This is a genomic window from Metabacillus sp. 22489 (assembly GCF_052044855.1).
GTDB classification, from domain to species: domain Bacteria; phylum Bacillota; class Bacilli; order Bacillales; family Bacillaceae; genus Metabacillus; species Metabacillus niabensis.
The window spans coordinates 1-6,287 of the sequence record NZ_JBQENT010000085.1; the positions used below are offsets into that span (position 1 = coordinate 1).

The 6,287-nt window shown below is 32.1% G+C and carries 6 protein-coding genes; all 6 read left to right on the plus strand.

Annotated features, from left to right (window positions below):
* Positions 1–350 precede the first annotated feature (350 nt).
* On the plus strand, positions 351–1,235 hold the full coding sequence (locus ACTJJ9_RS25695) for an aminoglycoside phosphotransferase family protein (RefSeq protein ID WP_145585287.1): 885 nt from the start codon (positions 351–353) through the stop codon (positions 1,233–1,235).
* A gap of 163 nt (positions 1,236–1,398) precedes the next feature.
* Entirely contained in the window at positions 1,399–1,860 is a 462-nt protein-coding gene (locus ACTJJ9_RS25700) for an AlkZ-related protein (protein WP_255452034.1), read from the plus strand.
* Positions 1,848–2,072: an AlkZ-related protein gene (locus ACTJJ9_RS25705; RefSeq protein WP_440768995.1), complete on the plus strand. Its 225-nt coding sequence runs from the start codon at positions 1,848–1,850 to the stop codon at positions 2,070–2,072. Before ACTJJ9_RS25700 ends, ACTJJ9_RS25705 begins: the two co-directional genes overlap by 13 nt.
* Positions 2,073–2,095: 23 nt before the next feature.
* Complete coding sequence (locus ACTJJ9_RS25710; RefSeq protein WP_145585289.1) at positions 2,096–2,479, plus strand: VOC family protein; 384 nt, start codon at positions 2,096–2,098, stop codon at positions 2,477–2,479.
* 762 nt (positions 2,480–3,241) lie between these two features.
* Positions 3,242–4,210, plus strand: a complete 969-nt coding sequence (locus tag ACTJJ9_RS25715) for a tyrosine-type recombinase/integrase (protein ID WP_255452036.1) — start codon at positions 3,242–3,244, stop codon at positions 4,208–4,210.
* 151 nt (positions 4,211–4,361) lie between these two features.
* Positions 4,362–5,804, plus strand: coding sequence for a HEPN domain-containing protein (locus ACTJJ9_RS25720; RefSeq protein ID WP_145585291.1), 1,443 nt, complete (start codon positions 4,362–4,364; stop codon positions 5,802–5,804).
* Positions 5,805–6,287 lie beyond the last annotated feature (483 nt).

Consider the following 6,287-nt stretch of genomic DNA (forward strand, 5'->3'; position numbering starts at 1 on the left):
GACATCCATTGGTGCGTACATACCTAATCTTCCAACTTTTAAAAAATTACCGAAGGTTGGCTAGTTTCTTGCGCTCATTTTTCTCCTAATCTGCTTGATTGGGCTCTTTTCTTACTAACCAAATCTATTAGACTAAACAAGTTATGTAGAAATATTGAGAGAAACTGCGTATTGAAGAGATAAGTGTTTGTTTATTGAGGGAGTTAGTGAATGAAGGAATTTTAAACATTCATGGAGAAGTAAAAACTTAATCAAATTAAAAGGGTTGTTGAGGATTCGATCATCAAATAAATTTGTAACTGTAACTGGGTTTTGGGTGATGAATAAATAAAATTATAGGGAGAAATTAAATGATAAAAATCGACGTAGATTTAGTTTCGAAGTTAATAAATAAACAATTTCCAAAGTGGTCTAATTTGGAAATCAAGCCTGTTAAAATAGGGGGTAATGATAATAGAACTTTTCACTTAGGCAAAAGTATGAGCGTTAGGTTGCCAAGTGATAAAGCCTATGTACCCCAAGTTGAAAAAGAACAAAAATGGTTGCCATTCTTAGCAAGGCATCTTTCTACACCAATATCTGAACCATTAGCTAAAGGAGAACCAGGTGAGAATTACCCATATCCTTGGTCTGTTAACAAATGGTTGGATGGAGAGACATTAACTTTAGAAAATATAGATGATATTAATCAATTTGCAAATGATTTGGGTAAATTTTTAGTTGAATTACAATCAATTGATGCCAGTGGAGGTCCCTTAGCTGGGGAACATAATTTTTATAGAGGCGGGGATATTGTTGTATATGATAGTGAGTGTAGAGAAGCCATTAATAATAATATAGATACCTTTAATAAACACTTATTGAATGAGATTTGGGAATTGGCATTAGCTTCAAAATGGGCTGGTGAACCAGTTTGGGTCCATGGTGACATAGCACCAGGAAATATATTAATTAAAAATGGAAAATTGTGTGCGGTTATTGATTTTGGAATATTGGGTGTAGGAGACCCTTCTTGTGACGCTGCAATGGCGTGGACTTTTTTTGATGATAGTAGCAGAAAGACATTTAAGAATGCATTAAATTTCGATGAAGAAACTTGGAATAGAGCAAGGGGTTGGGCTTTATGGAAGGCTTTAATAACCTACGATTATAATAAACAATCTAACAAAAATATCGCAGATGGATCATTTAATATTATAAAGGAAATCCTTAATGACTACGAAACTGAAAGATAAGGCGTTAAAATAGAATTTTTTATTCCACTAATGGGTGCGATACTTCAAAAAAGAGGTATCGCATTTTCTTATTGCACTAAAGGGGCAGGTTAGTTAGAGAAGGAAAATTTTGTAACAATATAGAATTAATGTATATATTAAATTTTAAAAGGGAGAAAACTTGATGGACAATAAAATAAAAACATATGCTGAAGCTGTAGATGTGATAGAAAAGATTGGAATACTTCCTCTTGCTCCTTTAATACCTGAATTCCCTTCTTTAAATACCATTACTTTACCTGAGTATTGGCATTCTGAAACCGAATTTGACCCTTGGATTTGGAGGACAAAATTTTCAACTGACGGTGTTGCGGGTTATGGAAAATTCATTAAGAAAAAGTCTATATTGGTTTCTCGACAACTTCTTCCATATGTAAAAAGAGTTATAGGTTATACTGAGTCGGTTGAGGAACGATATTATAATGGAAACATTTCAACTGAAGCATTTAATTTATACAAAATAATTAGCCAAGAAGAAGAAATAGATACACGATCTTTAAGAATAAAAGCAGGACTAAAGGATACTGAAAAAAAAGAATATTTGAGAATGCTTTACTTGAATTACAAGGAACAATGGACATTGTAATTTCAGGTATACAGGAGAAAAGGAATGAAAATGGTGAAAAGAATGGGTGGAGTAGTACAGCCTTTGAGACGTATGATTCTTGGACAAATAGAAATGGAATTGACAGTATCAATACAGACAAAGAAGGTTCCAAAGAATATCTTATTTCCTTTTTTTCAAATGTATGCAGTAATGAGTCGATAAAGAAATTTGAAAAAATATTCGCTAAGTAAAGAATGAATTGGAGGGACAAGTTTTGGAACTAACACATACACGTTTATTAGTAGATAACTATAGGGAATGTTTTTTGTTTTACAGAGATGTTTTAGGTTTTGAGGTTTCTTGGGGAGATGAAGATTCTTTATATGCTGAATTTAAATTTAATGGGTGTACTTTAGGGCTGTTTGAAAGGGAAAAAATGATTGAAGCAATAGGTGCAGAGAGTGTCTCAAATGCTCATAACTTTGATAAAGTTGCATTAATTTTCAAGGTCAATAATGTTGAAGAGAAATATGAGGAATTAAAAGAAAAGATTAAATTCATAACAAAGCCCACTATACAACAAGGATGGGGGATTAAAGTAGCTCATTTTAGGGACCCCGATGGTTCACTAGTGGAAATTTACGAGGGCATTGAATAATTAATAATATCGGGACGATGACTTATAAAAGTCACCTTCTTTTTCTTGTCGATTAGTTAGTAGTTTGTGAAGAAATGTACTTAAACTAAGGGTGCTTTAGTTGAATAAGAGTTATTTTTTAGAGCATGTTTTGATTTAATTTCAAAACATGCTTTTATATTGGAATTAGCTAAGAATTTAGTTGTAAGTGAAAAATATCTCCTAAACGTATGGAAAATAATTCCTAAATTGACAATGCAAGAGACATACATGCTTTTTATTTTCACGTTCAATTAGAGTACACTCTATTGGGACAGATTAATATATAGATTTAAATGAATTCGAAGATGCTCAATCAGACTTGTATAAAAATAACAGTGTTAAGTGACAAGCTACTTTTGGATGTGTAAAATAATTGGTGGAATAACTTTCAAAATATTGTTAAAATAAAGTAGACTTTTTATACAAAAGATCTTACCTAAGCTCCCTCTTTGAAAAAGTGAGGGCTAATCTTTATCTTTACTTAAATATTTATATCACAATTTTACTCGGTATTAGAGAGGTATCCGAATACCCGACGAACGAGTTAAATAAGACATAATTTTTATAGAGCATGTTTAGCATGCTTTTTATTTTTGGTTTACTTCCATATAAGATACTTAAATAAATTTGTATAAGATTAACAATGTCATGACTAGAAATTGGATAATTTCACATTTTGATTTATACCATTCTAATTATTCATAACCCACGTTATCAATACATAGAAAGGAAGAAAAAACCATGAATTTGGAACTGAAAATCCAGGAAGAAAAATTCCTTTCAAACGAAATATTGGAGCTTCAGGATGAAGCGAAAAAACACTTAGCCAATTCGAAAGCTGAAAATACAAAACGAGCCTATCGAAATGATTGGACTCAATTTTCCGAATGGTGTGAGAAGAACGGATTACAAAAGCTTCCGGCTGATCCAGAAACAATAGTCTACTACATCACGTATTTAGGAAAAACAATGAAAGCTTCCTCCATCAAACGAAAGATGACGGCCATCTCTCAACGTCATGAGACAGCTGGGTACCCAAGTCCCACTAAAACAGCTCTTGTAAAAGGGGTATGGGATGGACTTCAGCGAAAAATCGGGATTAAAGAAGAAGGGAAAGATGCCCTTTGGCTCGATGACTTAAGACGAGTGATTCAAGCCATTCCTCAGAATACCTTAATTGGTGTTCGAAACCGAGCTTTATTAGTTTTGGGATGGGCTGGTGCGTTAAGACGAAGTGAACTGGTTAGCTTGAAGTTGGAAGACGTTTCGAAAACTCGTGATGGATTGATTCTCCATTTAAATAGAAGTAAAACGGATCAAAAGGGAGAAGGGCAGGACATCGCACTCCCTTACGGAAGTAATCCTTTGACTTGTCCAGTTCGTAGTTTAGAAGATTGGTTGAGTGTTTCAGGCATTTTAGAAGGTCCATTATTCAGAAGAATCGATCGGCATGGAAATATCTTGAGTGGGTTAACTCCACAATCTGTTCGTTTGATTGTAAAGAATTGTTGTGAAAAGGTAGGATTGGATCCAAAACGATATGGTGCCCATAGTTTGAGAAGTGGTTTTTGTAGTACTGCTGCGAAGGCAGGAAAAGCCGAACATCAGATTATGAAACAAACGAGGCACAAGAGAAGTGATTCGTTGCAGCGATATATAAAGAAGGTTAGTCTGTTTGATGATAATGCTGCTAGTGGTATTGGTCTATAAAATACTCTAGCTCGTTACTCTATTTTTCAGCTGTTTTATATCCAAAAATTTTTAATAAAGGAAATTCAAAATTCTTTTGTTAAAAACAATAACGCCAAAAAAGTAAACAAAATATAAACTGATACTGGTTATAAAGATGGGGGTATAATAATTGTCTAATAAAGATGGATTACAATTTGGAAATTGGTATGTTGGCGGAACTGAATTGAATTTAAATGGGATACTAAAAGTAAATTGCGATACCAATGAATTTGAACTAGAACTTTATAGTGATGAATTATTATCAATCCCTTATAATACTGATGTTGTATATGGTAAAACATATCATGGAAATGCTTATACTTTGTATGGATGTAGTATTCAAGGATCAAAATCAACATCTTTTATTCATGATTATAAATCAAAGTATATATATCATGTTAATTGTAGTTATTTCTTAGAAGGAGAAATCTTTACGACTGAAGAAGAGATTAAGGTTAAGGAAGTTTATTTTAGTGTTACCAATTTAAATAAGTGGTCTTTCCAGGAAGCATTAGATATAAAGTTGAATGAATCATCGGAGTATGTAATAACTACTAAAAAGGTAGAAGATATAACACATAAAAATAATGAATTCGAATTAATAATTAGCTATATTACGTTGCCTGATCATAATTATGAATTTTCAGGTTCCTTAAAGATTAATACCGATACTCAATTAACATTGAAATTCGTTAACCCTACAAGTTTAAAAAGGGTGCATAATCTTATAAACCAAGTTAGAGATTTTATTGCTCTTTGCACTAATACAGGAACTTATATTAAGTATATTTCTGCAAAACCATATTATACTGAATCAAAGGATTATGAACCAATTATACAAATATATGGTAAGGCCATTGAATTTGAGCACATAGGAAGAGTTGAAAAGTTAAAAAGTTATGATTACTATATTAATCTAGATCAAATAAAGAATGGTTTTAATCTCTGTATGAAGAACTGGTTTGATAAAAATGAAAAATTGAAACCAGTAATAGAGCTATACTTATCATTAAATTATCATAGAACATCGCTTGAACGGTATTTTCTAAATTTAGTTCAAGCTCTTGAGGCATACCATAGGTTAACTAGAAAAAATCAAGTCCTACCCAAAGGAGAATACTCGAAAAAACTTGATAGTATTATTGCTAATGTACCTGAGGAACATCAGAAATGGGTCAAAGGAAAATTAGCATTTTCTAATGAACCTAGTTTACACGAACGTCTTGAGGAATTACTATCTCCTAAAAGTAAAAATGGATCGTTACATAATGAGGGTAAATACCACTATCTATTTAGTTTAAGGGATAAAGAAAAACTTGAAATAATTAGAGATATTAAAAATACTAGAAATTACAATACTCATTTTGATGAAGCATTATTGAAAAAATCAGTAAAAGGTGAAGAATTGTATCAATTAATAGCTTTGTTAAGAATGATGATGGAGTTTTATCTACTAATGGAATTAGAGATTGATGAAGATACTGTAGTTGATTTAACATGGGAAAAATCTAAACAACTCTCTATACGTAATTCAATTATTGAATCAACTCGAGATAGCAATATTAAACTTTAGATTATTTACAAAAAAGAAATTCCCAATTTTTAATCAACTCTAGAAAACGGTAATAAGAAGCAAAAGAATCTACAATTAAGGTCTTTTTTGCATACTACTGTATAAATAAGGTTTAAACTTAACTTTAAACTAAACATAAGTGAAATAAAAAGGCAGCAAAGGCTGCCTTATTCCATTATTTATTTTTTTAAATGATTAAGCCTATTAACCTCTCTCCCTTAAATTTAAGTGTAAGGTAGCTACATAAGAGTTTAATAGTCATGGACTAAATCCCCAGTGTCCCATGAATGGTAGCAGTTTTTACATTCTAACCAATATGTTTGAATGTGAGGAGGTCCACTGCCTGGAAAAGAATCAGCATTAATAGGGCTTGTCAAGAAAAGTGTGTAAGTTATTCTAGATATTTCTTCACACGTTCCTTTAGGTGGTCATGAACTAATAGTTGATTCATGACCATAGCCCATTGCTGGATGCGTCCACCAT